Here is a 26,385-nt window from a genome sequence, read left to right on the forward strand (position 1 = left end):
GTTTATCGGTTGGGGTGGTTCATCCAGAAGACGAGGTGGCGTCCCAGTGCCTGCACGCCTGCACTAGCGCCCGCCGCGATCAGCGTGAGAAGTGTGATGGCCGCGAAGACACCGGCGGTATCCAGCGCGAAACCGGCACGCATGATGGCCGCGCCAATGCCTTCTTGTGCGCCGACGAATTCCGCGACGATCGCACCGATCACGCTGAGCGTGACGCCGACATTGAGGCCACCGAAGAGATAGGGCGCGGCATTTGGAACCTTGAGATAGCGGAACCGCCTCCAGGCACTGGCGCCATAAACGTCGAAAAGCTCCAGTTGTTCAGGCGGGGTCGCGCGCAGGCCGATGACGGCATTGACGAAAACCGGAAAGAACGTGATGAGCGCGACAATGATGATCTTGGAGCTCATTCCGAAGCCAAACCAGACGACAAAGAGCGGCGCGATCGCAACTTTTGGAATGGCCTGCAAGGCGACGATATAGGGATAGAATATCCGTTCCGCTGTGCGTGATCCGGCAATCGGTATGGCCAGCAGGAAGCCTATCAATGATCCAACGACATAGCCGGCGGCGACTTCCTGCAGGGTTATCCATGTATCCGACAGCAGGTACCCGGTGGTCAGCCCGCTCCACAACGCCACGATGATAGCACTGGGCTTAGGCAGCAATGCCGGACTGATCTGAAGGGTCGGAATAAGGATCCATTCCCAGGTTGCCAGAAAAGCGATGAGGATGCCAAGAGAGATCAATGAGACATTGTCGAACTGAGGCAATACAATTTTCCTGATGGTGCGGGGGCGCGGCGCGCCAGACACTGTGACAGACCGCGTCATTGAACTATTTCCTCTGCTTCAAAATGCCGGCGAACCGCACCGGCGTATTTCCCGAATTCCGGGGAATTGATCAGGTCGAGCGTGCGCGGTCGCGGCAGGTCGATGGTGATGTCGTCGACAACCCTTCCCGGCCGCGGCGCGAGGACGATGACCCGGTCGGCGAGGAAAACTGCCTCCTGGATACTGTGCGTGACGAAGACGACTGTCTTCTGGCTCGCCATCCACAAGGCCTGCAACTCCACTTGAAGGCGGTCGCGGGTCATCGCGTCGAGGGCGGAGAACGGCTCGTCCATCAAAAGAACCTTGGGATCGTGAACCAGCGCACGGGTAATGCCGACACGCTGCTGCATGCCGCCGGAAAGCTCGGACGGGTATTTGTTTTCGAAACCTGCCAGCCCGACGATGTTCAGATAGCGTGTCGCACGGTCATTGATCGTCTTGCGGTCGAAATTGCCGATGTCGGCCGCGACCGTCACATTCTCCATGACGGTCCGCCAGGGCAGAAGCACGGGGGACTGGAAGACCATTCCGATACCGGAGGTCGGGCCGTTGACCTCTTCACCTGATATGGCAACGCTTCCGCTGGACTTTTTGATGAGACCGCCGATCATACGCAGCAGCGTGCTCTTGCCGCAGCCGCTCGGTCCCACCAGTGTGACAAACTTTCCTTTATCTATCGATAAATCGATTTCGCTCAGTGCCACGATGCTTTCGCCGGAGCGCGTGATGAATGATTTGGACGCCTTGTCAATGCGAATGTATGAGTGTGATGATTGCATTTCATTCCCCTTTCTTTATCTTTAGTTGCAGTTCTTCACTTCGCTTCACTCAAAGTTGGAGCATCAATCTTTGCGAAATAAATGCACTGCACTGTGCAGTGCATTTCGAGACACCAAAAAGGCGAAAAAAGATGAACCGATTTGATAACGCACGCCCAGCCGACAGCCGTGAATTGATACTTGATGCCGCAGTCCGTCTGCTGCTGGCAAAAAGCTCCAACGCGGTAAGCATGGCCATGATCGCCGCCGAAGCCCGGGTATCGCGTAGAACGATCTTCAACCAGTTCGGCAACAAGGAAGCGCTGTTTTCCGCGGCTATGCAAAGGGTATGGACGCGTATTCCCATGATGGAAATCACTAACTCTACCAATGCCTTGCGTGATCCAATCAGGACTTTGGAGCAGGTTGGCCTTGCAGTCATGACTTTCTGGCTTCCGCAGGAACCGATTGACACAGCACGTATGGTCATTAGGGAAAGCGCTCGTTACCCGACACTGTCGGAGACTTACATCAACAGGGGCAAGCGCCCCACATTGGAAGCCCTTGTTGCTTATATGAAACATCTCCAAGCCGCAGACCTTGTCGCTATTGACGACCCTGACCTCGCCGCTAGGCAGTTTGTTGGCCTTATCAACGAGCCTCTGGTCTTCTACCGGGTGCTGGGCCTCGCAGAGATCCCGCATCCCGAGCAAGCCCGCCACGTTGTGGACGAAGCCGTCAAGATGTTCTTTGCCCGCTACCCGCTCAAAAGCCTTACTCATCATCATAAAAGTCCGACACGAACGTAAACCAATGGCAGGATGGTCACTCACACTGGTCCGTTGATTATCAACTGATAAACAATATAACGACATCTTGAGTGACCTTGTCAACGAGCACGGTCTAGAAAAATCGTCGTGGTATACCTGCCTGTCGCAACTCTCACAGGTCTGGCTCGAAGCGACCGAACGCCGAAGTGGTTTTTCGCCCGAGAGTACCCCACAACAGCAAGTGGGGGATCCGTGTGTTACGACGTCGACTTCAGTCCGGTATGGGCGGTGACATACTGATCGTTGAAGGCCTTGCGGGCCAGATCGGCACTCTTGCTGCGGTCGGTGAGCGACACCACGAACGTGACTATGAAGGCCAGCGGAACGGAAAACAGTGCCGGATTGTCATAGGGAAACAGTGCCGGTCCGAGCTTGAGCACCGTAGTCCACACGGCCGGCCCCAGCATGACCAGCAGAAGTGCGCAGACGAGCCCGGCGATCGAGCCGCAGACCGCACCACGCGTGGTCAAATCTCGCCACAGGACGGACAGCAGTATGACCGGGAAATTGGCGCTGGCAGCAATCGCAAAAACAAGGCCCACCATGAAAGCGATGTTCTGATTTTCAAACAGGATGCCAAGCACAATCGCCACTATGCTGATGGCAACGGCGGAGAGCTTCGAAACGAGGATCTCGGCGCGCTCCGTCACCCTTCCGCCATGGATTGCCCTTGCGAACAGATCGTGCCCCGCAGCTGAAGCTCCAGCCATTGTCAGCCCGGAAACAACGGCTAGGATGGTGGCAAAGGCGACTGCCGAGATAAAGCCAAGCAGGACCGAGCCACCGAGCTTATCAGCAAGATGGATCGCCACCATGTTACTGCCACCGACTATGGCGCCCGCGGCGTCTTTGTAGACGGGGTCCGTCGTAAGCAGCGCTATCGCTCCGAACCCAAGCACGAACAGCAGGGTATAAAAGATCGTGATGAAGCCAGTGGCAACCAGGACAGACACTCGGGCCTGGCGGGCGTCACTCACCGTAAAGAAACGCATCAAGATGTGCGGAAGGCCCGCCGTACCGAAAATTAGCGCCACACCAAGGGAAATCGCCGATATCGGGTCTTTGACGAGGCCGCCGGGTCCGATGATCGCTGCACCTTTGGGGTGAACTGCAACTGCACTCTTGAATAAGGCACCGACGCTGAACCCGAATTGGGATAGGATCAAATAGGACATTAGCAGTGTGCCAGACAGCAGGAGAACCGCCTTGGTAATCTGCACCCAGGTTGTCGCAAGCATCCCGCCAAAGGTCACATAGAGCATCATCAAGGTGCCGACGAGTACAACCGCTACCCAGTATGGCAGGCCGAACAAGAGTTCGATGAGCTTTCCCGCCCCAACCATCTGGGCGATTAGATAGAAGAGAACTATAACGAGTGTGTTGACGCCGGCGACGGTCCGCACTGGCCCTTCTGAAAGTCGGTAAGCCGCAAGGTCCGCAAACGTGAAGCGGCCGAGATTGCGCAGCGGTTCGGCAACCAGGAACAGAATCATTGGAAAGCCGACAAGGAAACCAATCGCGTATATCATTCCGTCGTAGCCGGCACCGTAGACCAGTGCCGTCACGCCAAGAAAGGTCGCAGCCGACGTGTAATCGCCGGCAATTGCCAGCCCGTTCTGCAAGCCGCTTAATCCGCCACCGGCTGCGTAATAATCGCTGGCCGTTCGCGTGCCGCGTCGTGCCGCCCAGAAAGTCAAGACAAGGCTTGCGGCCACGAACAACAGAAACATTCCGATCGCGAGTGGATTAACCCGTTGCCGCGTCACCTCTCCGGTGAGCGCATCTGCCCAGGCCAACGACGGGAAAAGTGATGCGGTAACACCCGCCATTCCGATTTGGCGGATGCTCACTGCAGTTTCTCCTTTAAAGCAGCCACCATCGGGTCGATCCGCGATGAGGCATAGACCACGTAGATTGCGGTCAGAATAAAACCGGATCCCATGATCGCGATTCCAGTAAGGATGCCTATGCTCACGGCCGAGCCGGGCAAGATAGGATGCGCCAAGGTTGCTGGCGAAAACGCAACGATACTTATGAACGTGAAATAGATCACAGCCATTGCCAAAGCCAAACTGAAGCCGAGGAAATTTCGCTGCGAACTTAGTGTTCGAAAGTCGCTTCGTTCGGATATCTTGTCGAGGTCAATCTTTCGATGCGTGTTCATCACAAGGGTCCTATTTCTGACAAGCCTCCGTTACCGATCAGACGGCAAGTGGCGCATTGGCACTATCTTTGAATTCCACCGTCGTGAAGACGAGATCAGTCGTGCCTGTGTTTTCAAGGTCATGGGTCATAAATTCGCCGGGACCATAAGTGTGATGCTGGGTATCCCCCGGCTTGTAGCTTCTCTCGGCAACCCGGCCATCTCCGTAGTGCGATCTCGCACTTCCACCCGTTACGGCCGTCCAGAAGTAGTCGAGGACGTGCGTGTGAAATCCGATACGTTCGGAGGGCTTCAAGGTCAGAGACCATACACGAACCCGGTCCGTCTCCGACACGAGTGTGCTCCCGACCCGGCCATTTCCGGCATTCTCGACAAACTCCCGTGCAAGAGCGGGATCAAGACCCTCGGGGACTTCAGGCCAGCGTTCGATTACGACATTTCCCATGTTTCAACTCCTTTTATGGTTACGCTGCGATACCGGTCGCGACGGCGGTCTCGCTCATGATTGCTTCCGGATGGCGGTGGCGTTCGGCCATCGCCCTTTCTTCTTCCGTAAGAATCTGGGCCTGCATGTATGCACCGAGGTGACGGGCACGCCTGATCACCGCAGCGCCGTAGGCAAGGCGCGCCTTTTCGAATCTTGCCAGTGCTTCGGCCACGGTCTTTGCTTTGCCGAGCTCTTGCGCGAGCACGAAGGCATCAGCCGCAGCCTTGGTCACCCCCATTCCAACATGCGGGCGGGCGACAAATGCGGCATCGCCGATCAGAGCAATGTTTTTGCCGATCATCATGCGACGCGTCTCAAGGTCCTGGATCGCTTGAATGAACGGCTGCTGCGTCTTCTCGACAACCTCGGCGAACTGAGGCGACAGCGTGCGTCGCGCTGCGTCGCGCATGTCCTGAATAACTTCGGGCCGGATCTTGTTGGGCGGAATGGACAGGGCATGGGTTGTGCCATCCACATCCGTGAGGATGTTTTGCAATCCGCCATCCTGCGCCGCGGGGCGATACCAGACGAAATTGAAGCGGCGGCTGCCGACTTCGATCGACTCATCCGCGCCAGCAACCGGATAGCCAAGCATCTGCTCTCCCAACGGCAGGGAAAAGGCAAAATGGTTACAGATCGCCTGCTGTGTCTCCTCGGAAAGGTCGGCCTCATCCACCATGCCTCGCCATGCAATATAACCAACGTAATTTGGCATCGCGTCCGGCATGAATTGCAGGCGCACGGCCGAAAATATGCCGTCCGCGCCCACAAGGAGATCACCGGTCGCAGAGCTACCGTCGCCAAATTCAGCGGTCACACGGGCTTCGCCTTCGCTAATCCGCACGAGGTTATGACCGTAGTGGTAGCAGTTGTCCGGCAGGGCTTCCTTGAGGATGCTGTAGAGCTTTCCCCAGGACGTCAGCACCTGAGGAAGAGACAGTTCCCCGGCAATGCTTCCGTTAAGGTCGAACACGCGGCGACCTTCGACACTGACGCCGAGCTTAGCCGCTGAGCTGTCGATGCCGCACGCCTCCAGTACGTCGAACAACTCCTGGTGGGTGACGATCCCCGCCCCTCTTCCGGCGAGTTCCGAAGAGATCCGCTCGTATATGGCTACGGTCCAGCCCTGACGCAGGAGAAGATGGGCTGCGAACAGGCCGCTCATTGAGCCGCCGATAATAATAGCATGCTTGGCGATGGTCATTTGCATTCTCCGTAATAAGCTGGGCACCGCTCAATGCACGCCCAAGAGGCTTTCCAAGAGTTGATCGTTTCCGGCGAGGGTCGCTGCTTTCTCGCGTAGCGCAATCTCGCCGGTCGCGAGGATGACGACCTCATCGGCGAGCTTGAGCGCGAAATTCGTGTGCTGCTCAACGAGCACGATCGTCAGTCCGAGTGATTTAAGCTTGGCGATGATGGAACTGACCTCTGCCACGATCTGCGGGGCGAGGCCTTCAGTCGGCTCGTCCATCAAAAGCACTGCGGGGTTGGTCATCAGGGCCCGGCCGATTGCCAGCATCTGCTGCTCGCCGCCGGACAGAAGGCCGGCGGGATGGTTCTTCCGTTCCTGAAGGCGCGGGAACAGGCCGAAGATGGCGGCGACATCCCAGCGAACGCGTTCGGCGGAGACGGTTTTGTTGCGCGCCACCGTGAGATTCTCGGTAACTGTTAGGCTTCGAAATATCCGCCGTCCCTGCGGCACGAGCGCCACGCCAGCGCGGCAGATCGCTTCCGGCGAAGCGCCTTCGACCTGTCGGCCCTCGACTGAGATCTGTCCGCCACGGGGTTTGAGCAGGCCCGCCACCGTATTCATGCAGGTCGTCTTACCTGCACCGTTACGCCCGAGCAGCGCCAGGATATGCCCCCGCGCCACGCTGAAGGATACGTCCTGCAGGATATGGCTGTCGCCGTAGTAGCTGTTGATGCCCTGGAGAGCGAGGGCTGGTCGTTCATTTAGCAAGATAAGCCTCCTTCGTTCGCCGATCGGCGATAACCTCATCCCGGGTTCCATCTACCAGTAGTTTGCCGTTGTGCAGCAGGGCTATCCGCTGCGCGAAGGCGAGCGCCACATCCATGTCGTGTTCGATCATCAAAATGGTGAGGTCCGCCGGCAGTTCCTCGAGCAGCACTTCGACCGACTTTCTTTCCTCGCGGGAAAGCCCGGCAAGCGGCTCATCGAGAAGAACCAGAATCGGCTTCTGCGCCAGCGCCATCGCAATTTCCAGCCGTCGTCTCTCCCCATAGGAGGTCTCGGAAACCTGTTTCTTTGCCAGATGATCCAGGTGCACCCGTTTGAGGATCTCCATAGAGAACTCCCGCAGCTCGCGGTCAGCGTCCATGGCGCGGAAGGGATTCCACCGCCTCGGCGATCGGCCAAGCGCTGCCAGCATGACGTTGCGGACAAGCGTCTCACCGGCAAAGAGGGTGAGTATCTGGAATGTGCGTCCGATGCCGCAGGCGGCTCTGCTATGGGTGGGCAGCGCGGAGACGTCCTGACCGTTGAGAAAGATGCGGCCGGTGCTCGGCTTCAGATCACCGGCAATCAGGTTGAACAGCGTCGTCTTGCCGGCTCCGTTTGGTCCGAGGATCAACCGGCGCTCGCCCGGCTCAACCGAGAAGGAAATGCCCTGGATGACGTGCAGGCCGCCGAAGCTTTTGGCAAGATCGGTCACTTCAAGCGCGTACATCAGCGTGCCTCCTGGGATTGGGTGACATAGGGAGCGGGTGCTGTTCGACGGCTCGCGAGGCGGCTGAAGAGCTTGGACGCAATCCGCTTCGTTCCCGGCAGCAGACCTTCCGGCACGACGAGAATGATGAAGAGGAATATGATTCCGAGAAGCGTGGGCCAGCGATCAGTATAGGCGCTTGCGACATTCTTGAGCAGCACGACGATGCCAGCCCCAACCACCGGTCCGAGAAGCGTGCCGATACCTCCGGAAATCACCATCAGCACACCTTCGGAAGAGGCTGTGAGCGACAGGGCATGCGGGCTGATGAAGCGGAAAATCTGGATATAGAGAATGCCAGCCAGCGCCGCGGTGGTGCCAGAAAGAATGTAGGCGATGTAGCGGATCGCCCAGATGTTGTAACCCAGCGTGCTCATGCGCCGGGGTTGGTCGCGCACCCCATTCAGCGCAGCGCCACACGGCGAGCGGACGAAAATGGCAAGCGCCAGAAGCACGAGGACGAGCACCGCAAGGCACAGATAGTAGCGGCCATACGGCGATGTCGCGAGCAGTGCTTCGATCGGCAGACTGATGCCGTTGTCGCCATTGGTTAGGCTCGTGTAGCGGAAGGCAACGCCCCAGATGATCTGGCCGAGGGCAAGCGTGATCATCAGAAAGCTGAGGCCCTTGGTCCTGAGCGCGATCAGCCCGAATGCCGCCGCCACGAGCGCACCGATCAGAAGGGTGGCGATGGCGGCCATGATCGGTGGCAGGCCGTGATTGTTCACGAGGATCGCGTAGGAATAGGCAGCCACGCCGAGAAAGCCGGCATGGCCCAGCGACACCATGCCACCGAAGCCAGCCAGGATGTTCACACTGACGGCAAACAGTCCGAAAACCAGTATCTGCGTCGCGATGCTGAGGTAGAATTCCCCGGGAACAAGCAGGGGCAATGCAAGGCCGATCACAAGCGCCAGTACTCCAGCAAGATGTTTCATACCGAAGCCCTCCCGAGCAGTCCTTCGGGGCGCACCGCAAGCACGAGCACCATGGGAAGAAACAGAATGACGTATGAGAGATCGGGCAACAGCATCTGCCCGAAGGTGTAGATGATGCCGATAAGCCCGCTTCCGATCAGCGATCCGGCAAGGCTGCCGATCCCGCCGATGATGACCACCAGAAGTGCCAGCGGCAGCATTTCGATGTCGAGGCCCGGATAGACCGACATGATCGGTGCCGCCAGGGCGCCGCCAGCGCCCGCAAGTGCAGAGCCCAGGCAGAAGACGGCCGTGAACAGCCGCGTGACGGGCACCCCGACAGCGCGAGCCATTTCCCGGTCGTCGACAGCGGCACGGATGCGGGCGCCGAGCGTCGTGCGCTCCACCAGCAGCCACAGGCCGATGGCAATTGCCGCCGCAGCAGCGATCAGGAACAGGCGGTAGATCGGAAAGGCGAAGAAATCGAGCCGCGCGGCTCCCTGAAGATAGGTTGGTGCCGAGACCGAAATCGGGTCTCCACCCCAGATAAGCAGGCATTGGTCCGCAATGATGAAGGAAAGGCCAAGCGTCGCCAGCACCTGGGCCAGTTCCTTGCCAGCCAGCCGTTGCACCAGCAGATGCTGCACGGCGCCACCAAGCAGGGCGCATCCGAGGGCCGCGGCCAGCACCGCTGGGAAGAACCCAAGGCCGATCGCGGACGTCGCGAGATAGCCGCCCAGCATGAAGAACGCTCCATGCGTGAGGTTGGCCACGCGCAACAGTCCAAAGATCAAAGAGAACCCGGCCGCCAGAACGAAAAGTATCGCTGCAAAAGCCAGGCTGTTGAATAGTCCGGTGATCCAATACATCTAGTCCTCCTCCCAGAGTTCGATGCCAGTGTTAATTGAGCCTGACATCTCCGGCGGCCATGTCGTACCAATCGAATGGACGATCCCCGATGTTCACCATCACGGCTTTGACGTCGAAATAGGCATCGAACGCTTCCTTGCCGAATTCCCGACCCGTGCCCGAGAGCTTGAAACCGCCCCAGGGCGATGCCGCATCGACGCGGTGGTGATCGTTGATCCAGACGATGCCTGCCTCGATATTGTCCGCCATTCGATGCGCACGGGCGACGTCACGGGTGCGCACCGCCGCCGCAAGCCCGTAGGGGCTGTCATTGGCGATCCGCACGGCGTCGGCCTCGTCATCGAACGGAATGACCACTGTGAAAGGCCCGAAAACCTCTTCCTGCGCGATCCGCATGTCTGGCCGGACATCGGCAAAGACGGTCGGCTCCACGAAGAAGCCGCTGCTATTGTCGAGGGTGGGCGGAATGCGTCCGCCTGCGACCAGACGCGCGCCTTCCTGCTCGCCGATTGCCACATAGTCGAGGACGCGGGCGCGCTGGCGCTCGGAAATGACCGGTCCCATCTGCGTATCGGGGCTAAATGGGTCGCCGACACGGATGGCCTTGGCCTTTGCCGCAAGCTTTTCGACGAAAGCATCGTAAATGGAGCGCTGGACGATATGGCGGGCAGCGCAGACGCAGGTCTGTCCCGCGCCGACAAAGGCGCCGAAAGCGGCGTAGTTGACGGCCTGTTCGAGATCATAATCCTCGAACACGACGACCGGCGTCTTGCCTCCGAGTTCGAGCGTCTGGCGTGCGAAATTCGAGGCCGCCGCCGCGCCGGCGAGGCGGCCGGCCTCCGTGCCGCCTGTGAGCACCAACTTGCGAATGCCGGGATGGCTGGTCAGGGCCTTGCCGGTCACCGCGCCATTGCCGGTGACGATGTTGAAGACCCCCGGCGGAAGGCCGGCTTCCGAAAAGATCTCCGCCAGCCGCATCGTGGTGAGCGGCGTGTATTCCGACGGCTTGACGACGGTCGTGCAGCCGGATGCAAAGGTCGGGGCAAGGTTGCGGCAGGCGATCAGCAACGGATGATTGAAGGGTGTGATATTGGCAACAACACCGACGGGAAGCCGCTTGGTATAGGTGAGGTAGTCCCCCTCGACCGGAATGACGTCGTCGCGTTTAGCCAGCGCCAGCCCCGCATTGTACCGGAAAAGATCGGGGACGCGGGCAAGCTGCGCCCGCGTCTCGCGGATCGGCCGGCCATTGTTCAGTGTCTCGAGTTGATAGAGTTCCTCGAGATGGTCCTCCATGACATCGGCAAGTTTGTTAATCAGGCGGGCGCGGGTGCGCACCGACATCTTGGCCCAGTCCGGAGAGCGGAAGGCCCTTGCCGCGCTCTGCACCGCTGCATCGACGTCAGCCTCGCTGGCCAGAGCCACTTTTTCGATGATGTCGCCATCGGCCGGCGAACGGATATCCATCAACTGCCTGTCTGACGATGGGCGGAACGCACCGTCGATGTAGATCCCGCGGACGATGGCCGTTGTCGCGCTGGCGCGTCTGGTGTGGGTATCAGCGGACATTTTCAAGGCTCCTCGCGTTGAGGGTCGCGCAAAGATCAAGGGCGTTACCGGCGATGATGCGTGTGCGATCCTCCAGGCTGACGTCGGCAAGCGCCAGCGTCCCCAAGGGGTCTAGATCGGCCATATCGAAGGGAATGTCGGTTCCCAGCAGCACATGGTCGGCGCCCGCAAAGTCGATCAGGTAACGAAGCGCTTGCGGATCATGCGTGATCGTGTCGAAGTAGAAGCGCTTCAACAGATCTTTTGGCGATGTGTTGACGGTCTTGGCTTCTTTTCGGACGTTCCAGCCGTGAATCAGCCGCCCCACCTGATACGGCGCGAAACCGCCGCCGTGGGAGAGGCAGATCTTGAGGTTCGGGATCTCTTCCATCACGCTTCCGAAGATCAGATGCGCTGTCATGACAGTCGTATCCAGCGGATTGCCGATCAGGTTTGTCAGGTAATAGGGTTCGAGGCCGGGCTTCGAGCCGAAGTAATAGGGATGCGTCAGGATGAACACGCCGCGGTCCGCGGCGTGTTTGAGGACCGGCCGCAGCGAGGGATCGGCCAGTTGAACGCCATCGATATGCGTGCCGATCATCACCGAGCGAAAGCCAAGATGATCGACGAGGTAATCGATTTCGGCGATCGTAGCCTCCGGCGACTGCATCGGCAGGGTTCCCATGCCGATGAGCCGGTCAGGAGCGGAGCGCACAAAACGTGCGATTTCCTCGTTCAGCAAGCGCACGAACTCGGCATTCCGCTCGGCCTGTACCCGGTAGAAGAAAAGCGTCGGCGAAGGCGAGATCACCGCCTTGTCGAAACCGCGCTCATCGAGCTTGCGGATCTTCTCCATAGGATCGAGGAACTCACTGAACATCGGATAAGCAAAACCTTCCCGATGGACGAGACGCTGGACACCGTCCAGAGTGTCGGTTTTGACCCCGAAGGTTGCCGCATCCTTTTCGAGGAACGCGATCGTGCTTTCGGGAATAACATGGTTATGCGCGTCGACAATCATGCGACGTCCTTTCTTCTAACTTCGTTGCAGACGATCAGATCCGGGTCGGATCGTTTCGCGAGTAAACCGGTTCCGCGAGGAATTTGTCCGGTGGGTAGGTCCAGAACTGGGTGACCTGGTCATAGGTCTTGATCACCGAATTCACGAGGCGACCGTCCTTGCGTTCGACCTTGCGGATATAGATGTTCTGGACAGGGTTGCCGTAGTCATCGAGCTGCCAGGGACCACGGGGATCGTCGGCAACCACGGCCTTCTTCAGTGCGGCCATTAGCGCATTCTTGTCTTCCGCCTTGCCACCGACAGCGGTCAGCGCTCGTTCGAGCGCAAGCCCGGCTGAATAGGAGCATGCCGAATAAAAGCCCGGATCGACACCGGTGACGCCGCGCAACGCTGCGACGAACTTCTGGTTCTGCGGCGTATCCAGCGCGGCTGAATACCAGCCGGCCGAGATGATGCCGAGCGCCTCGTCACCCATGCTATGCAGAACGCCTTCATCCACGGTCGTCATGGCGGCGATTATCGGAATCTGGTCCTTCATGCCGTATTCATTGTATTGCCGCAGAAAGCGCAGACCATTAGCGCCGGCAAAGGCCGCGAACACCGCATCGACCCCGGAAAGCTGCGAAATATACGAGCCGTAATCGGCAGCGTTCAGCGGAGCCCAAAGTTTGGTAGTGACCTCACCGCCGCTTGCCTCGAACGCGCGCTGGAACCCTGCCGTCTGTTCCTGGCCGAATGCAAAGTCATCGGCAATCGTGGCGATGCGCTTGTATCCAAGCTTCTTGGCCGCATAGTCACCAAGCGGGTGGCAAGGCTGCGCTGAGGTGGATGAAGTGCGAATGAACCAGGGATTGAGCTTGCGCTGCGTCAGGTCCTCGGCCGCCGCTGAGCAGCAGATAAACGGTACCTGGGCCTCCTGGAAATAGTCGTTGATGGCCAGCGCTTCGAAAGCGGCCACCGGACCGACGACCATATGAACGCCGGATCGCTGAACAAGCTCCTGCGCCTTGGTCTTGGCCTGGGCGGGCTGCCCGGCGGTGTCGGCCACGATCAGTTCGACGGAACGACCAGCAATCATATTGCCCCTCTCCTTGAGGAACAGGCTGAAACCGTCTTCCATCTGCCGGCCACCGGCAGCAAGCGCGCCGGACTTGACGCTCAGCATGCCGATCTTGATCGGCGGTACCTGCGCCAGGGCCGAACCTGCCATTTGGGATGCGGCAAGCGCAGCAGCACCCGCCATGAATTCTCGTCTCCTCACGATAGAAATCCTCCAATCTCTATTTATCACTTGATAAACATACAAATTTGAAATGCTCCGTCAACCTATTTTTGACGGAGCGCAATACGCGTTTTGGAAAGCCAATTTGTGGTGCTTGCAAGGCTTTGATATTTGAGTGATAAATTATCGTAGCATCAATAGAGGGAGGAAGACTGCGGATGAATGAAGCACCGCCAAAGCGTCGAATGTCTCCGGACATGCGGGAGCAGGAGATCGTGCGCGGCGCCATTGGCTTCTTCGCCGAATTCGGCTTCGAAGGTCAGACCCGCGAGCTGGCGAAACGACTGGGGATTACACAGCCCTTGCTCTACCGGTATTTCCCGAACAAGGAGGCGCTGGTCGAACGAGTTTATCAGGAGGGGTTCGTCCGGCGCTGGAACCCGTTCTGGGAAGAATTGATCACCAACCGCAACAGGCCGCTGGAGGATCGCCTCAGGGAGTTTTATCGCGACTACGCCGATGCGATCCTGACCTATGAGTGGGTGCGCCTCTTCATGTTTTCGGGTCTCAAGGGCCTGGATTTCAACGCGCGCTATCTCAATCTCTTGCGACAGCGGATTTTCAATCTGATCATCCAGGAACTGAGATTTGAGCATGGCAGACAATCGATCGAGGAAAAACCGGTCACCAACATGGAAATCGAGGCCATCTGGGGCCTGCACGCCGCGATCTTCTATCTCGGAGTTCGAAAGTTCATCTACAATCTTCCCGTAGACGACACCAAAGGCGTTGTAGAGATGGAGCTTCGGATTTTCTTAAAGGGTGTGGTCACCATCCTCGGATAAGTGGTGTGGGTGGTCCGGAAACGCATATGAACGCCTTGAACCATATCGAACCCAAGCATCCCTGCAGACTATTCCAGTTCCAATTGATTTCCTTTATCGAATTGGATGTTGGCGTACTGATCAAGCGTTGTTTTCCCGTAATAGGGATCGGCATTGCTCGACCCAGCTTGAGATCGCGTAATCTTGTACCAGGTCCGCGTCACCTGTCAGGATCGTGGCGATCGGCAGCCGGATACCGAGATAGGCTGCATAACATCGGAACGCGACTGTGCCGACGAGGACACCACGGAGCCGGAATCAACGGGCCGATGCCCCGCCTCAACAACTGTGGCTGTGAAGCGATCCAGAGCAATTGATGTGAAGTGCCGACTTTTGTTGCTCCGCTGGAATCTTTGGAGATGACAAACTTCGGGTGCCGAGTCCAAAGGCGACCCTCGAATGCCTTTCGATAGCCGATGCGATAGACTGTGCGCATATAGGCACCGTCTAGTGGATCGGTAATGGAATAGGGTATTTGCTGATCAATCGACGCGATATCCACGTCAATGTTCGATCTTTGTCCGAAATTATAGAGCGCGATCAACCCCTGCCTGGTTTGTGATTTCAGGAGTATAGCATACGCTCGCGCCATAATGGGCAACGCCTTACTGGGAGTCATCGAAAACTCCGGTATCAGCGCGTTGTTGATAATGACGTAGATGTGCAATTTTCCTTCGCTAGTAGGGCCTGGTGCGACGATCAGGTGTTCAGGCAACGTGAAAAACTGCGCCGAGCTGCCTCCGTCGGAATGCAGCTCCTCAATGAGCCTGCCGTCAACTACCGTGTTGATGGAAACAGGCGGGAAGTGAACTGCCCCCCATTTCGACCGGACAGTCGGCATAAGCAGAAAGGCTCAAGCACAGGCTTGAGGACAGGCTTATGTCTAACGACTATCGACACGTTGAATTACTGACGGGTGATGTTCGCCGCAGGCGGTGGACAACCGAGCAAAAGCTGACAATCATTGAGCAGAGTTTCGAACCCGGCGAGACGGTATCTTCGACCGCTCGCCGTCATGGCGTCGCGCCCAATTTGCTTTATCGGTGGCGCAGACTCTTGAGCGAGGGAGGTGCTGCAGCCGTGGATTCTGACGAGCCGGTTGTCGGGAATTCGGAAGTGAAGAAACTGGAGGATCGCGTCCGGGAGTTGGAGCGCATGCTCGGTCGCAAGACGATGGAGGTCGAAATCCTCCGCGAAGCCCTTTCCAAAGCGGACTCAAAAAAACGGATATCGCGGCCGATCTTGTTGCCGAAGGACGGTTCGCGATGAAGGCCGTCGCAGACACGCTAGGCGTTTCCCGTTCCAACCTCATCGAGCGGCTGAAAGGCAAAACAAAGCCGCGTGGGCCATACCACAAGGTCGAGGATGCAGAGCTTCTGCCCGCCATTCGCAGGCTGGTTGATCAAAGGCCGACTTATGGCTATCGGCGGATCGCCGCGCTCCTCAATCGCGAAAGGCGAGCCGCCGATAAGCCTGTCGTCAACGCCAAACGGGTTCATCGCATCATGGGTAACCACGCAATGCTGCTGGAGAAGCATACCGCCGTTCGCAAGGGCCGCATCCATGACGGCAAGGTCATGGTCATGCGCTCAAACCTGCGCTGGTGCTCGGATGGTCTGGAGTTCACCTGCTGGAATGGAGAGGTCATTCGTCTCGCCTTCATCATCGACGCCTTCGACCGCGAGATCATCGCCTGGACGGCGGTTGCCAATGCAGGCATTTCCGGCTCAGACGTGCGCGACATGATGTTGGAGGCGGTCGAGAAACGCTTCCATGCAACCCGAGCCCCGCATGCTATCGAGCATCTCTCTGACAATGGCTCGGCTTATACCGCGCGGGACACGAGGCTGTTTGCGCAAGCACTCAATCTGACGCCCTGCTTCACGCCGGTCGCCAGCCCGCAGTCGAACGGCATGTCGGAAGCCTTCGTCAAAACCCTGAAGCGAGATTACGTCCGCATCTCGGCACTACCGGACGCCGAAACGGCGCTCCGTCTCATCGACGGATGGATCGAGGACTACAATGAAATCCATCCCCATTCCGCTCTCAAGATGGCTTCCCCTCGGCAGTTCATCAGGGCTAAATCAATCTAGCCGACTTGTCCGGTGAAACGGGGGGCACTCCAGGAAGATACCCGGAACGCTTGCTGAAGCGATCAATAACTGGCGAACCAGCGGAAGAGCGTCCACCCTTTCGCTACTGGCGATAGCTCCTATGTTCCAGACGACCGCGCGTTGGGTATCGAGGTTTGTCGTCATCACGAGAAGGCGACGACCTGCACGATGTTCGCGCGCAATCTGGCCGAGGATTTCCGGTGTGATATTGTCTTCGACCATCTCACGGAGTGCGTTTCCTTGAAGAAGACTTGCGGAAAAAACGCCAAGCCCTTTCCAGTTCAGGTCAACGAGATTGCGGGGTTGATCGGAAAGATAGAGGCTCCTTAGCCGCTTATCATACTGGGTGCCCAGGAACGCGAATGGCGCGATGAGTGCTCCTGTGCTGACGCCGGTGACGACCTGAAAACGTGGCCGGGTACCAAGTTCGCTCCAGGCGGAAAGAACACCGACCGCGAAAGCTCCGCCTGCGCCACCGCCCGATATGGCGAGCATGGCGGATTTATCCTTTCCTGTGATCGGCCGCCATGGATCGTACACGGATTTCGGAGGTCGGGGGTCATCTGCATGGGTCCTGATGTTTTCGAAACCTGGTATCTGCGCTCGGCTAGCTTCCGATGCAGTGTAGGTGGGGCGAGTGGGTGCCGCGCACCCGCTCAACGTCAGTAAGATGACGGCACACAGTCGCCACAGACCCGGGCCTCCGACGAATGCCGGCATGAGGCACATTGTCATGCCTCGACGGTGCCGTGCCGCGGGAGCCGGGCAGCTGCAATGACGGCTCCGACAATCGCCACAGCGACGGCGATGCCGATCCAGACGCTGTAGAGCGCATATCCGAGTAGAAACCCGCCCAGCACCGGCGTAATAATGTCCGTCACCGCGACCAGGGACTGTGCGGCACCCAAGACTACGCCCTGCCGTTCGGAAGGGACATGGATAGACAACGCCGCGAGATAAGTCGGCTTTGCAAGTGCATCGCCGATGCTGACACACACAACGGCGATGACAAGCACGAGTATGCTGCTGGCAAGACCAGCCGTGAGGAAGCCCGCGGAAATCAGGAGGAATATCAGGAGAATCAAATTGCGCTCGGTGAGATATTTGCCAAGCCAGCCCAGCAGGAACAGTTGGGCAAACACGTTGACCGCCCCATCCGTCATAATGAGATAGCTCAATTCCTTCGCGCCAAATGCATGACCGCTCCATGTGAATGTATCACCAAGAAACACAGGCATCTGCGAAATATAGGTGCCGTAGGCGAAAAAGTGGCAAAGCATAATGACGACGAGCGCGCGCAGGACCGGCGACGCAAGGATCGTCCGAAACGAGATGTCTTCGCCAGGAGGCCGTCTTTTTATAGACCCTGTCGGTTGCCCGTCATCCAAGCGGAGAGACGTGACAACGATTGAGGCAACCACAAGACCAAATGCAGCTACGATGGGTATCGTCAAGGATATGTCGGACAAAACGCCCGAAAGCCCCGCCCCGACAATACCGCCAAGACCCGCACCTCCCATTAGAATGCCGATGGCCCGCCTGCGGTTTCCGATGTCGGTATGGTCCGCAATATAGGCTGCAGTGACAGATATGTTTCCCGCCGTCAGCCCAAATAGCGCACGGGCCATAAGGATGAATGCAACGCTGGGTGCAATCGCGAGCAGCAAAAGGCTGCCGGCGGCAATCAGTTGGCTGATCAGCAGGACGCGCTTCCGGCCCAAACGATCCGACAGCTGGCCGAGGGCGGGAGCCGAGGCAAACTGGCCGACAGCCTCTGCCGCAATAACAATGCCGAGAACAAGAGGAGAACCACCCATGCCGCGGATATGGAATGGCAGCACGGGCAAGACCGCGGCGGTGCCCGCAGCGTGGGCGCAGACGATTGCGAAGACCGGAAGGATAATCCGCCAATGGAGCGGTTTTGCCGAAGCGACTTCAGACAGCGCGCTGGTCGTCATGGTCCCGCCTCCCGCATCGAGTTCTACACACTCCCAGGCCCACCCGCTCCAGATAGGTTTCGAGCTGCGGCGTCCCGTCGGCATCCAGTGTCAGGATCGCGCCGACATATCCGTCGGGCCGGATCAGTACGCACTCGTCCGGCGCCAATCCGTACGCATCGCGAACATGCCCGAACGAATCGAGCACGTCGCCGCGCTGGCCGAGACGGTGGATATGCAATCCGGATCGGGGTGCCACGCTGCGTTGCCCGTTCACAAGCAGCGTCCAATGTGTGCCAGCGAACAATCGGAAGAGCCGTGAAGGCTGGCCCGCCGCTCCTTCGATCGGTGCGTCCGGGGCGCGATCGCCCACGCGCAGGCCATGGCTGCGGCTGGCCGGGCCAAGGACGAGTGGCGATTGCCGATAGTCGATATCGAGCTGGTGCACCTCGCGGCCACGACGAATCTCACCCTGCTTTCCGGCATCGAGCAGTCGGCTCGACAGGCCGAGAACCTCCGCAGCTACCGGGCGGCGTTCCGCCTCGTAACTGTCGAGAAGCCCATCCTCGGCTCCGCAAAGTACGGATGCAAGTTTCCAGCCGAGATTGTAAGCATCCTGGACGCTGGTGTTGAAACCCTGGCCGCCCGTCGGCGGGTGGATATGGGCGGCATCTCCCGTCAGGAAGATGCGATCCGCCCGATAGCGGGCGGCGAGCCGGGCGTTCATGGTATAGGCCGATGCCCAGGTGACCGTCTGCACCTTCACGTTGTTGCGACCTGTCCGGTCGGCAATCAGCTTTTCCAATCCCTCGGCAGAGAGGTCAACCTCCCCCTCCGGTGGAATCGGCGCTTGAATCTGGAACAGATCGGTTCCACCAAGCGGGCAAATGGCGACCATCCGCTGCGTGTCGCCGCTGTTGAACTGCCACCATACATCCCGTCCAAGTCCGTTGAGCAAGACATCGGCAACGATCGCGCGCACACCCAGCGTTTTGCCGGGAAATGCGATGCCAAGTGCGTGGCGGACGAAACTGCGACCTCCATCCGCGCCGACCAGATAGCGTACGCGAACGGCCTCTGCCCCGGTTGAACGCGACAGATGGGCAATAACCCCATTACCATCCTGCTCGAACGCGGTCAGTTCGCATCCGAATTCAACCCGGCTCCCCAGTTCGGCCAGCCTATTGCGCATGATCTTTTCCGTCAGGAATTGCGGAATCATCAAGGGAATGTGATATGGCTCCGCTGGTGTCGCATGAGACCGTTCCCCGAAGTTTTTTTCTGTGAAGCTACCGTCGCCGTGATCATCGCGCATCGGCGGATAGACGCCGCCGGCAGAAACGATCTTGTCAAGGATGCCGAGATCCTCAAAAACCTCCTGCGTCCGCGGCTGGATACCCTTGCCTCGCGAACCCGGGAACGGTTCGCTGGTCTTTTCGACCAAGCGGAAAGAAACACCCCGCCGTGCAAATTCGATCGCTAACGTGAGGCCAGCCGCTCCCGCACCGCAGATGAGTACATCTGCGTCAAAATGGTTTGTCATGTCCGTCTCCATGCGTGTATTATGCACATAATAGGAGACACCTCATGCCGTCAACAATAAATGTGCAAAATACACATATGAGCGAAAAAATTCGTGAACTGCACGGTTCGCTGATTGATATCGTTAGCCTCATGAACCAACCACAACGCGACGAGATGCTTGTTCACGAAGCCGGAATTGCGCTCGATCGCGCCCTCTTCCCGCTGCTTGTCGGGATCGAGCGGCGCGGGCCGATCGGCATCGTGGATTTGGCGGCAGGTGTGGGGCGGGATTACACCACGGTTAGCCGTCAGGTCGCTAAGCTGGAGAGTCTTGGGCTTGCCGAACGCCGGCAAAACCCGGTTGACCGACGAGTGAACGAGGCCGTCGTCACACCAAAGGGCAAGGCGATGACCGACAAAATCGATGCCGCACGGCAGAAAATTGCCCTCGCCGTCTTTGCGAGCTGGGAAACGGCTGAAGTCAACGACCTCGTGCGGTTAATGCGAAAGTTCGCAGACGCCCTGGGAGGGGCAACAGCGAGCCCGGAGGCCGGATAGACAGACTTACGGGGTTCAAGTCAGGGAAGGCTTGAACGCTCACACGAATTTGGACCTCGGAGTGTGCTTTGGCTTGGTGGTGTTGAACGAGATCCGGAGCAGAAGGCCCTGGAGATGGTGACAGCCAATACTCGTTAGATGCTTCCACGACGTTGCGTCGTTCAACACGATTTCGCAGCGGTATGCGCTACTGCGCGTCCCGCCCCGGCCGATACCTTCCGGGTCCTGTTACAAAATACAAAAACAGGCCCCCTACGATGGCCAGATTCTTGAAGAACTGCCCCTGTTGGGCAGGACGCGCCTCTTCGGGAAACAACCAGAACGAATGACTGAGCAAGGTCGCGACACAGGTGAAAGCCAGCAATATCATACTTGTTTCTCTGGCCCTTACTCCGAATATCAAGGCGGCGGCGCCGAGGATTTCGACCAAAATCACAAGGTATACGACAAGCCCGGCAAAAGGCACGCCCTTTGCGGCCAAGGACGCCGCAAAGCCGGAAATTTCAAAGAGTTTGCCGATACCGGCCTGCAGGAAGAGGGCGCTCATGGAAAGGCGCGCCAGGAGTATTATCACATCATTTATCTTGGCAGTCATGGGAGGTTCCTGGTGAATATTATTTCATCGTATCAGCGGATTTTAGCATCGCCCCGCACCTTTGAAATTGACGATTGAGAGAGCGGCTGTAACGACCTGAGCAACTTGTTGTGTGCATACCCTCAGAATGATCCATATCGCCCAAGTCTGACCGGCATAGTGCAGCGTCGATCGGGATCGAAACAGGGGCGGCGCAAGCTGCGCCGCCCTTTGCCTCTTGCGATCAGCCGCGCTGTGAATCGAGCTGTTCGTGGTTCTTCTCGACCGCCTGCGCCTTCATGTAGCTTTCGATCAGAAGCTGGTAGGGAGGGAAGATCTTGGTGTAGACTGCCGCCCATTCCTGGGCATCGTCGCGATGCCACGTCTTCTGCAGTTCCGAGGCAACCGCAGCCGTGTCCATCGGCACCACGCCGGCCTGAACCACCCGTGCAAGGGTGATTTCCTGCGCCATCTTGGAATAGGTGCCGGAAGCATCCACCACCGCAAACACCCGGTAGCCATCCTGAACTGCTGCAATCGCCGGGAAGGCCATGCAGACGCTGGTGATGGTGCCGGCAATGATCAGCGTCTTGCGGCCGGTCGCCTTGACGGCGGCGACGAACTCCGGATTGTCCCAGGCATTGATCTCGCCACGACGCGCCACATATTGCGCATGCGGTGCATTTTCATGAATTTCCGGGATCAGCGGACCATTGGGGCCCTGCGGTACCGATGCCGTGGTGATAACGGGCATCTTCGTCAGCGTTGCCATTCTGGCAAGCGCTGTGGCGTGGTTGCGCAGAACAGGCATCGGCATGTCCGCCACCGTCTGGAACAGACCGCTCTGGTGGTCGATCAAAAGCATCACCGCATCATCGGGGTCAATGACAGGCCGCTGGCCGTTAAAATTGGCAGGCGTACTCATTGTAAGTCTCCTTGGTTGGCAGGCATGGACTTGTGGGCAAAAATCACTTCCGCCCGGTGAGGCCCGTGGCCCCTTGCAAAACCACGGGAATGGCTCAGGCAGGAATGCCGCCGAATTTTCCGGCCCGGAAATCCATGAAGGCTTCCTGCAATTCTTCAGGCGTGTTCATGACGAACGGCCCCTGCATGGCAACCGGCTCGCCAAGCGGCGCACCGCTCAGCAGAAGCACCGTTGCGTCGCTGTCGGCGGTGATCTCGAAACTGCCTCCCTCGCGATCAAGCATCACGAACTGGACGTCCCGTGCCGATCGCGTGCCGTTGACCGTGATGGTTCCGCGAAGAACGGCAAGACCGGCGCTATGCCCTTCCGGCAGGTCGAATATCGCGCGCCCTCCCTGCGTCAGACGTAAATCCCACACATTGATCGGCGTGAAGGTGCGCGCCGGCCCCTTTTGTCCCGCATAGTCGCCGGCGATGACACGCACGGTTCCCGCATTGTCCGGCAGCGCCACGGCGGGAATATCCCCGTCGAGCACCGTCTGATAGGCGGGCGGTGCGGATTTGTCCCTGGCCGGCAGGTTAACCCAGAGCTGCACCATTTCCAGCGTACCGCCCTGTTTCGTAAAGGCCTGCGAATGGCGCTCCTCATGCAGGATGCCCGCAGCCGCGGTCATCCATTGAACATCGCCCGGGCCGATCAGCCCACCGCTGCCGGTCGAGTCGCGATGCTCCACTTCGCCCTGATAGACGATGGTCACCGTTTCGAACCCGCGATGCGGATGAGCGCCGACGCCACGCGGCGTCTTGCCCGGCGCAAACCGTTCCGGCCCGGCATAGTCAAGATGCAGGAAGGGATTGATATGTTCGCCCTGGGTCATGTGCGAAAGCATGGAGCGAACTGGAAATCCATCCCCCACCCAATGCGGCGATGTGCTGCTGTAAACGCCAAGAACCTGTCTCATCATAGTCTCCTGGATGCCCTTCTTTCTTGTGAAGGGTCGCTGGTGATCGTGTGAGAGCAAAATAATTCTGGAACAAACTGGCCGGTAGATCGAAGATCAGGATATACCGTCCTGAAAACAGGACAATGAAAGGCCGCCACCATGCCCGATCTGAACGATCTGCGCCTCTTCGTCGACGTTGTGGAACAAGGCGGCTTCTCGGCCGCCGCCAGAAAACTGGACGTACCCCGCTCACGGCTGAGCCGCCGCATCGGCCTGCTGGAGGAGGATCTTGGCGTGAGGCTGGTGCAGCGCACGACCCGGCAGTTTGCCATTACCGAGATCGGCCAGGAATTTTACCGCCATTGTCTGGCGATGGTGGTGGAGGCGGACGCCGCGCTGGAAGTGATCGATCGCATGCGGGCGGAACCGCAGGGCACGGTGCGGGTCAGTTGTCCCGCATCGGTGATCTATTTTCAGGTCGGAGAAATGATCGCCCGCTTCATGGCCAGATATCCCAAGGTGAAAGTCCATCTGGAAAGTACCAACCGCCGGGTGGATGTCATTCGCGAAGGTTTCGACCTTGCCATCCGGGTGCGGTTTCCTCCGCTCGAAGACAGCGATCTCGTCATCCGCAAGCTGGCGGAAAGTGAGCAGTGCTTGGTCGCAAGCCCCAGCATTGTCAAATCTCGCATCACCATTCCAGCCGATCTCGTCAACATGCCCGGCCTCGCCTGGGGTTCATCCCACAGCAGTTTCGAATGGAACCTGCTTGGTCCTAACGGTGCCTCGGCGGCCATTCCCTATCAGCCGCTGCTGATTACCGACGACATGGTAGCCCTGCGGCTTGCCACGCTCCAGGGCATCGGCGTCTGCCAGTTTCCCACCATGGTCGTCGGGGAGGATGTGGCGGCGGGGCGGCTGATCGACCTCCTGCCGGACTGGGCGCCGCGAAGCGGCATCATCCATGCCGCCTTCCCGTCACGCCGTGGTCTGCTGCCATCCGTGCGAGCGCTGCTGGATTTTCTGGCAGATGAATATGCGGTGGTTTAGGGCCAAAAGCTTGCCCTAACAACGCGGCGAAAACGTATTACGGCTAAACATTGGCAGGCTGCCGATGGTTCGTCTTGAACGGATATGAACCGGCGACCCGCCATTCTGGAACATCAACTGCTTTAAACTATTCAAGAGTTTTGTTACGAGCTATCTCGAAAGCGCATTGGAAACATGTCCTCTCCGCGGTGGTGTAGACGGGTATGATGTAATCTGCACAGCCAGCGTACTTTTAGGGGCTGATCATATCTGTCATGATGAGCGTCTACCACGTGACTTCCACAAACCTCACACGTTTGTTTCTCCAAGTCGCCAGCCTTCACCGCCTTCTGTACGGCAAGGTGGGCATCATACTTGGCCGGGTTGGCTCGACGCCAGTTGGCCTGACGGGTATCGGTTTTGAGCATTGACGTATTCCTATAGCGCTAGGTAGCAACAAGTTCGGCGAGTTTGTCTGCCACCACTGCCATCGTATCTTCCCCTGTGCTCAACCCGCTACGCGAAGCCAAAAGCGGGCTGACGTTGCGGAGGGCTTCATAGGTCGTTTTATGGACAATAGGTACGAGCTGTTCGGTCGCCAAAAGCGCTGAAAGCTCTTTGTCAGCAACACCTGCTGCTGGAAGTCGGCGGAGCAATGCCGGCGTTACCAACACGATCCCGACCCGTGACTTCACCAATCCCTTGTCGATCTCGCGAAGTAACGACGTGCCAAGAGCGACGTCCTTCTCGCTGAACCACACTGACACGCCACGTGCTTCCAGTAGATCATGCAAGTCCTTGGCATCTCCCTGACGATCGTCCCAGGCATGACACAAGAAAACATCACGCAGATCAGGTAATAGCGCTCGGTTCTCCGCGGTTTCTCGGATTGGCGTAAGCGCCCGTACCTCTGTAGGTGTATATAAAATTGTCGAGCCAACCTTCGACCATTTTGCTCTTACCCGACCTGATCCTCCGCTACCGCCTCCCAATGAAAAACTAGTTGGAGGAGAATAGGAGGAATTCGATCCGTAACCGCTATTGTAGCTGCTGTAGCTGCGATAGCCACCATAGCGGCTGCTGCCACGGCATGCTGGGCAATTGGCAGCCGCATTCGCTGAGCGGTGCCCTTCACTAGGTGCTGTACATCTAGCCATTGAAAAATCCTCTTAGACGTTGTGATCAGCTATCTTTGATGGTCGTGCGCGGATACAACTTGCCGTATTTTGTGGTCACACACCTGCCAGAAATAGCACTCCTGTAGGTGCCTCCGGTGCTCCCGCCATTTTTCGCTTCTCGCACGGTCGTTCTCGGATTTGAACGTCCCTGCTTGGGTGTGACGAACTTTCCAGTCACTGTGCTGCGGAAATTGCTTCCGCTTCCTTTTCCTTTTGCCATCTGTCGTCTCCTTTACGAAATACCCTTTGAATCGGGCATTTGGATACTAAAGGAGCGTGGGTGTCAAAAGCTGTCACCCAATGAAGTCACGAGATAACATCCGCACCGAAACGGGCGTCCGCAAGGCTTATGGCAATGAATCAAAGTCGGTTCTGCGGTGGTTTTCGATGAAGCTACGCAGCCCTTCGGGCGCCACTACTTCGACTGCATCGCCCCACGAATACAGGTGCCATGCCATTTCAAGCCAGCCTGCCGCATGAAAGCGTACAATTAGGCTTCCATCTTCTTGCGGCTCGACGGTCTGCTTTGGGTGAAAGGAGAACTCGGCCGCCCGCGCTGCGGCATGTGGAGCGAAACGCCAGATGACTTCGTCGTATTGCTTCGGATTCTGGTAAACACCGAACGATCTGGCGGTGTAGTCTTCGAGCGAAAAACCTGGCGCGATATTGAAACTTTCGTCCAAACTCTGAGCACTCAGTATTCTATCCATGCGGAAGTTCCGCATCTCGTCTCCGCGTTTTGGCTGGCGTGCTACGAGATAGCTCCGATGCCCAAGTAAGAAACCATGAGGCTCGACGACACGTTCCGGCGCATCCATGGTTCCGTACCGCATCCGTAGTCTGAATGGTCCCCGCAAGGCTTCAATAACAGCGTCGACAACAGCCGGGACTAAATTGACCCGCGGTCCGGGGCGTGTGACCGATCCCATCCCTAGCAGGACCGCTTCGACATCTGCCTCTGTGCGAAGCGCATCTTTCGGGGTGAGGCGCGCAAGCAGTCCGCCGCGAAGATCATCGAGTGCAGCCGCGTGACACAAACGACCCTCGCCGCGCGCTGTTTTGCTCGCGATTTCCAGCGCCTCAATCGCTGTTTCTTGTTTTAGTTGCAGTTTTTCCAGGACCGGATCAAGAACGCGCCACCGTCGTCGACGGTCCGGGCAGGTAACCGCCTCCACGTTACCGAACACGGCCTCAAGCGCCTCAGTCATACGCTGTGCTGTTCGATGCGAGATGCCGAACTCGTCACGAATTTCATCGAGACTGATTCCGGTTCGTCGAACAGCAGCCAGCCGAGCAAGTCTGATGAGGTCTTGAGACTTGGAGAACGGCAAGACTAATTTCCT

The 26,385-nt window shown here is 58.2% G+C and carries 27 protein-coding genes and 1 pseudogene; 5 read left to right on the forward strand and 23 right to left on the reverse strand.

Features of this window, described 5'->3' with window-relative positions; all coding sequences use genetic code 11:
• Positions 1-2: 2 nt before the first annotated feature.
• Positions 3-815, reverse strand: coding sequence for an ABC transporter permease (locus GSF67_RS24175; RefSeq protein WP_246706532.1), 813 nt, complete (start codon positions 813-815; stop codon positions 3-5).
• 14 nt (positions 816-829) lie between these two features.
• On the reverse strand, positions 830-1,612 hold the full coding sequence (locus GSF67_RS24180) for an ABC transporter ATP-binding protein (protein WP_006316137.1): 783 nt from the start codon (positions 1,610-1,612) through the stop codon (positions 830-832).
• Here GSF67_RS24180 and GSF67_RS24185 point away from each other — a divergent pair.
• Positions 1,594-2,400: a TetR/AcrR family transcriptional regulator gene (locus tag GSF67_RS24185; protein WP_244399915.1), complete on the forward strand. Its 807-nt coding sequence runs from the start codon at positions 1,594-1,596 to the stop codon at positions 2,398-2,400. The two genes, GSF67_RS24180 and GSF67_RS24185, sit on opposite strands and share 19 nt — an antisense overlap.
• Positions 2,401-2,618: 218 nt before the next feature.
• Here the strand turns inward: GSF67_RS24185 and actP are convergent, their stop codons facing one another.
• The 11 genes from actP to GSF67_RS24240 are packed head-to-tail and all read right to left on the reverse strand — an operon-like array spanning position 2,619 to position 13,397.
• On the reverse strand, positions 2,619-4,250 hold the full coding sequence (gene actP, locus GSF67_RS24190; RefSeq protein ID WP_050813506.1) for a cation/acetate symporter ActP: 1,632 nt from the start codon (positions 4,248-4,250) through the stop codon (positions 2,619-2,621).
• A 17-nt stretch (positions 4,251-4,267) separates the two neighbouring features.
• Entirely contained in the window at positions 4,268-4,585 is a 318-nt protein-coding gene (locus tag GSF67_RS24195) for a DUF485 domain-containing protein (protein ID WP_006316140.1), read from the reverse strand.
• A gap of 37 nt (positions 4,586-4,622) precedes the next feature.
• Positions 4,623-5,030, reverse strand: coding sequence for a hypothetical protein (locus GSF67_RS24200; protein ID WP_006316141.1), 408 nt, complete (start codon positions 5,028-5,030; stop codon positions 4,623-4,625).
• 19 nt (positions 5,031-5,049) lie between these two features.
• Complete coding sequence (locus tag GSF67_RS24205; RefSeq protein ID WP_006316142.1) at positions 5,050-6,276, reverse strand: FAD binding domain-containing protein; 1,227 nt, start codon at positions 6,274-6,276, stop codon at positions 5,050-5,052.
• 30 nt (positions 6,277-6,306) lie between these two features.
• A complete protein-coding gene (locus GSF67_RS24210; RefSeq protein WP_006316143.1) occupies positions 6,307-7,032 on the reverse strand; it encodes an ABC transporter ATP-binding protein in 726 nt (241 codons plus the stop codon).
• Positions 7,022-7,759: an ABC transporter ATP-binding protein gene (locus GSF67_RS24215; protein ID WP_006316144.1), complete on the reverse strand. Its 738-nt coding sequence runs from the start codon at positions 7,757-7,759 to the stop codon at positions 7,022-7,024. Before GSF67_RS24215 ends, GSF67_RS24210 begins: the two co-directional genes overlap by 11 nt.
• On the reverse strand, positions 7,759-8,736 hold the full coding sequence (locus GSF67_RS24220) for a branched-chain amino acid ABC transporter permease (protein WP_006316145.1): 978 nt from the start codon (positions 8,734-8,736) through the stop codon (positions 7,759-7,761). The genes GSF67_RS24215 and GSF67_RS24220 overlap by 1 nt, the downstream gene beginning before the upstream one ends.
• On the reverse strand, positions 8,733-9,584 hold the full coding sequence (locus tag GSF67_RS24225) for a branched-chain amino acid ABC transporter permease (RefSeq protein ID WP_006316146.1): 852 nt from the start codon (positions 9,582-9,584) through the stop codon (positions 8,733-8,735). Before GSF67_RS24225 ends, GSF67_RS24220 begins: the two co-directional genes overlap by 4 nt.
• A 31-nt stretch (positions 9,585-9,615) precedes the next feature.
• Entirely contained in the window at positions 9,616-11,154 is a 1,539-nt protein-coding gene (locus GSF67_RS24230; protein WP_006316147.1) for an aldehyde dehydrogenase, read from the reverse strand.
• The gene (locus GSF67_RS24235; RefSeq protein WP_006316148.1) at positions 11,144-12,154 is read right to left on the reverse strand and encodes an amidohydrolase family protein; all 1,011 of its coding nucleotides are present in this window, start codon (positions 12,152-12,154) and stop codon (positions 11,144-11,146) included. The genes GSF67_RS24230 and GSF67_RS24235 overlap by 11 nt, the downstream gene beginning before the upstream one ends.
• Before the next feature lie 34 nt (positions 12,155-12,188).
• Positions 12,189-13,397, reverse strand: coding sequence for an ABC transporter substrate-binding protein (locus GSF67_RS24240; protein WP_006316149.1), 1,209 nt, complete (start codon positions 13,395-13,397; stop codon positions 12,189-12,191).
• A gap of 197 nt (positions 13,398-13,594) precedes the next feature.
• Here GSF67_RS24240 and GSF67_RS24245 point away from each other — a divergent pair, with 197 nt between their 5' ends.
• The gene (locus GSF67_RS24245; RefSeq protein WP_006316150.1) at positions 13,595-14,221 is read left to right on the forward strand and encodes a TetR/AcrR family transcriptional regulator; all 627 of its coding nucleotides are present in this window, start codon (positions 13,595-13,597) and stop codon (positions 14,219-14,221) included.
• A gap of 156 nt (positions 14,222-14,377) precedes the next feature.
• Here the strand turns inward: GSF67_RS24245 and GSF67_RS26135 are convergent.
• Positions 14,378-14,518, reverse strand: a pseudogene (locus GSF67_RS26135) (GSU2403 family nucleotidyltransferase fold protein); the annotation flags it as partial.
• 621 nt (positions 14,519-15,139) lie between these two features.
• On the opposite strand from GSF67_RS26135, the gene GSF67_RS24255 reads away from it, so the two are divergent.
• Positions 15,140-16,353 (forward strand): IS3 family transposase gene (locus GSF67_RS24255; protein ID WP_128822099.1). Its coding sequence is split into 2 segments (ribosomal slippage): positions 15,140-15,476 and positions 15,476-16,353, totalling 1,215 coding nucleotides; the frame shifts between segments, so codons are not numbered across the junction.
• Here the strand turns inward: GSF67_RS24255 and GSF67_RS24260 are convergent.
• The 3 genes from GSF67_RS24260 to GSF67_RS24270 form a co-directional block, all read right to left on the reverse strand.
• A complete protein-coding gene (locus GSF67_RS24260; protein ID WP_176072101.1) occupies positions 16,345-16,869 on the reverse strand; it encodes a patatin-like phospholipase family protein in 525 nt (174 codons plus the stop codon). The two genes, GSF67_RS24255 and GSF67_RS24260, sit on opposite strands and share 9 nt — an antisense overlap.
• A 236-nt stretch (positions 16,870-17,105) precedes the next feature.
• The gene (locus GSF67_RS24265) at positions 17,106-18,332 is read right to left on the reverse strand and encodes an MFS transporter (RefSeq protein ID WP_006311670.1); all 1,227 of its coding nucleotides are present in this window, start codon (positions 18,330-18,332) and stop codon (positions 17,106-17,108) included.
• Positions 18,310-19,854, reverse strand: coding sequence for an FAD-dependent oxidoreductase (locus tag GSF67_RS24270; protein WP_050813475.1), 1,545 nt, complete (start codon positions 19,852-19,854; stop codon positions 18,310-18,312). Before GSF67_RS24270 ends, GSF67_RS24265 begins: the two co-directional genes overlap by 23 nt.
• A gap of 44 nt (positions 19,855-19,898) precedes the next feature.
• Here GSF67_RS24270 and GSF67_RS24275 point away from each other — a divergent pair, with 44 nt between their 5' ends.
• Entirely contained in the window at positions 19,899-20,393 is a 495-nt protein-coding gene (locus GSF67_RS24275) for a MarR family winged helix-turn-helix transcriptional regulator (protein WP_006311667.1), read from the forward strand.
• A gap of 187 nt (positions 20,394-20,580) precedes the next feature.
• Here the strand turns inward: GSF67_RS24275 and GSF67_RS24280 are convergent, their stop codons facing one another.
• The 3 genes from GSF67_RS24280 to GSF67_RS24290 all read right to left on the reverse strand — a co-directional run bounded on the left by GSF67_RS24280 (position 20,581) and on the right by GSF67_RS24290 (position 22,853).
• Positions 20,581-20,988: a DoxX family protein gene (locus tag GSF67_RS24280; protein ID WP_006311665.1), complete on the reverse strand. Its 408-nt coding sequence runs from the start codon at positions 20,986-20,988 to the stop codon at positions 20,581-20,583.
• A gap of 223 nt (positions 20,989-21,211) precedes the next feature.
• Positions 21,212-21,892, reverse strand: a complete 681-nt coding sequence (locus tag GSF67_RS24285) for a hydrolase (RefSeq protein ID WP_006311664.1) — start codon at positions 21,890-21,892, stop codon at positions 21,212-21,214.
• A gap of 94 nt (positions 21,893-21,986) precedes the next feature.
• Positions 21,987-22,853 carry a pirin family protein gene (locus GSF67_RS24290; protein WP_006311663.1) on the reverse strand — a complete coding sequence of 289 codons (867 nt, stop codon included), beginning with the start codon at positions 22,851-22,853 and terminating at the stop codon, positions 21,987-21,989.
• Positions 22,854-22,994: 141 nt separating this feature from the next.
• On the opposite strand from GSF67_RS24290, the gene GSF67_RS24295 reads away from it, so the two are divergent.
• The gene (locus tag GSF67_RS24295) at positions 22,995-23,885 is read left to right on the forward strand and encodes a LysR family transcriptional regulator (RefSeq protein ID WP_006311662.1); all 891 of its coding nucleotides are present in this window, start codon (positions 22,995-22,997) and stop codon (positions 23,883-23,885) included.
• Positions 23,886-24,028: 143 nt separating this feature from the next.
• Here GSF67_RS24295 and GSF67_RS26140 read toward each other — a convergent pair whose 3' ends face one another.
• The 3 genes from GSF67_RS26140 to GSF67_RS24305 all read right to left on the reverse strand — a co-directional run bounded on the left by GSF67_RS26140 (position 24,029) and on the right by GSF67_RS24305 (position 26,373).
• Complete coding sequence (locus GSF67_RS26140; RefSeq protein WP_035214869.1) at positions 24,029-24,292, reverse strand: hypothetical protein; 264 nt, start codon at positions 24,290-24,292, stop codon at positions 24,029-24,031.
• 18 nt (positions 24,293-24,310) lie between these two features.
• Positions 24,311-25,021, reverse strand: coding sequence for a toll/interleukin-1 receptor domain-containing protein (locus GSF67_RS24300; RefSeq protein WP_035214867.1), 711 nt, complete (start codon positions 25,019-25,021; stop codon positions 24,311-24,313).
• A gap of 368 nt (positions 25,022-25,389) precedes the next feature.
• Positions 25,390-26,373: a YafY family protein gene (locus GSF67_RS24305; RefSeq protein ID WP_006311660.1), complete on the reverse strand. Its 984-nt coding sequence runs from the start codon at positions 26,371-26,373 to the stop codon at positions 25,390-25,392.
• Positions 26,374-26,385: the final 12 nt, after the last annotated feature.

The sequence above is a fragment of the Agrobacterium sp. CGMCC 11546 genome (assembly GCF_013365515.1).
Taxonomy (GTDB): domain Bacteria; phylum Pseudomonadota; class Alphaproteobacteria; order Rhizobiales; family Rhizobiaceae; genus Agrobacterium; species Agrobacterium fabrum.

Bases quoted from the DNA above. Each gene is read 5' to 3' on its own strand.
- GSF67_RS24230 (WP_006316147.1), bottom strand. From the start codon at position 11,154: ATGTCCGCTGATACCCACACCAGACGCGCCAGCGCGACAACGGCCATC.
- GSF67_RS24290 (WP_006311663.1), bottom strand. From the start codon at position 22,853: ATGAGACAGGTTCTTGGCGTTTACAGCAGCACATCGCCGCATTGGGTG.
- GSF67_RS24200 (WP_006316141.1), bottom strand. From the start codon at position 5,030: ATGGGAAATGTCGTAATCGAACGCTGGCCTGAAGTCCCCGAGGGTCTT.
- GSF67_RS24220 (WP_006316145.1), bottom strand. From the start codon at position 8,736: ATGAAACATCTTGCTGGAGTACTGGCGCTTGTGATCGGCCTTGCATTG.
- GSF67_RS24265 (WP_006311670.1), bottom strand. From the start codon at position 18,332: ATGACGACCAGCGCGCTGTCTGAAGTCGCTTCGGCAAAACCGCTCCAT.
- GSF67_RS24235 (WP_006316148.1), bottom strand. From the start codon at position 12,154: ATGATTGTCGACGCGCATAACCATGTTATTCCCGAAAGCACGATCGCG.
- GSF67_RS24195 (WP_006316140.1), bottom strand. From the start codon at position 4,585: ATGAACACGCATCGAAAGATTGACCTCGACAAGATATCCGAACGAAGC.
- GSF67_RS24260 (WP_176072101.1), bottom strand. From the start codon at position 16,869: ATGCTCGCCATATCGGGCGGTGGCGCAGGCGGAGCTTTCGCGGTCGGT.
- GSF67_RS24280 (WP_006311665.1), bottom strand. From the start codon at position 20,988: ATGACTGCCAAGATAAATGATGTGATAATACTCCTGGCGCGCCTTTCC.
- actP (WP_050813506.1), bottom strand. From the start codon at position 4,250: ATGGCGGGTGTTACCGCATCACTTTTCCCGTCGTTGGCCTGGGCAGAT.
- GSF67_RS24300 (WP_035214867.1), bottom strand. From the start codon at position 25,021: ATGGCTAGATGTACAGCACCTAGTGAAGGGCACCGCTCAGCGAATGCG.
- GSF67_RS24180 (WP_006316137.1), bottom strand. From the start codon at position 1,612: ATGCAATCATCACACTCATACATTCGCATTGACAAGGCGTCCAAATCA.
- GSF67_RS24215 (WP_006316144.1), bottom strand. From the start codon at position 7,759: ATGTACGCGCTTGAAGTGACCGATCTTGCCAAAAGCTTCGGCGGCCTG.
- GSF67_RS24270 (WP_050813475.1), bottom strand. From the start codon at position 19,854: ATGACAAACCATTTTGACGCAGATGTACTCATCTGCGGTGCGGGAGCG.
- GSF67_RS26140 (WP_035214869.1), bottom strand. From the start codon at position 24,292: ATGCTCAAAACCGATACCCGTCAGGCCAACTGGCGTCGAGCCAACCCG.
- GSF67_RS24225 (WP_006316146.1), bottom strand. From the start codon at position 9,584: ATGTATTGGATCACCGGACTATTCAACAGCCTGGCTTTTGCAGCGATA.
- GSF67_RS24275 (WP_006311667.1), top strand. From the start codon at position 19,899: ATGCCGTCAACAATAAATGTGCAAAATACACATATGAGCGAAAAAATT.
- GSF67_RS24245 (WP_006316150.1), top strand. From the start codon at position 13,595: ATGAATGAAGCACCGCCAAAGCGTCGAATGTCTCCGGACATGCGGGAG.
- GSF67_RS24205 (WP_006316142.1), bottom strand. From the start codon at position 6,276: ATGACCATCGCCAAGCATGCTATTATTATCGGCGGCTCAATGAGCGGC.
- GSF67_RS24295 (WP_006311662.1), top strand. From the start codon at position 22,995: ATGCCCGATCTGAACGATCTGCGCCTCTTCGTCGACGTTGTGGAACAA.
- GSF67_RS24240 (WP_006316149.1), bottom strand. From the start codon at position 13,397: ATGGCGGGTGCTGCTGCGCTTGCCGCATCCCAAATGGCAGGTTCGGCC.
- GSF67_RS24185 (WP_244399915.1), top strand. From the start codon at position 1,594: ATGAGTGTGATGATTGCATTTCATTCCCCTTTCTTTATCTTTAGTTGC.
- GSF67_RS24285 (WP_006311664.1), bottom strand. From the start codon at position 21,892: ATGAGTACGCCTGCCAATTTTAACGGCCAGCGGCCTGTCATTGACCCC.